This window comes from Vibrio sp. 10N.222.46.A1, from assembly GCF_041473595.1.
GTDB lineage: Bacteria > Pseudomonadota > Gammaproteobacteria > Enterobacterales > Vibrionaceae > Vibrio > Vibrio tasmaniensis_A.
This window is the reverse complement of the sequence record NZ_JBFRSN010001563.1, coordinates 1-357: the sequence shown is the minus strand read 5'-3', so window position 1 is coordinate 357 and position 357 is coordinate 1. Positions and strand designations below refer to the sequence as shown.

The 357-nt window shown below is 38.4% G+C and carries 1 pseudogene; it reads left to right on the top strand.

Annotated features, from left to right (window positions below):
- Positions 1-153: 153 nt before the first annotated feature.
- Positions 154-357, top strand: a pseudogene (locus tag AB4496_RS28095) (SIR2 family protein); the annotation flags it as partial.

Sequence of the window (357 nt, the reverse complement as noted above, 5' to 3'; positions counted from 1 at the left end):
ACAAAACCTATTGTTTGCACCGCACACTCCTAGTTGTAGTGTAAATTCGATGAAATCACATTACTTATCATTGTGACTTGAGTTGCTTAATCTACAAGAGCAATATTGGGGGAATAAAACCTTACCACACACATGGTAAATCAAAGGATTAGAATGGAAAACCTAATAGACGCAGATTTGTTTTCTCAAGTAGAAGAACACCTGAAATGTACCGAACAAAGCTGGTTGATGGGCGCAGGTATTAGTTTTGACGCTAAGCTGCCACTTATGTATCCGTTGACAAATAAAGTTAAAAAGGACTTGAAAGCCGGTAGCAAGGACGTATTCGATAAGATTGTTGAGCCCTTATTCAAAGAG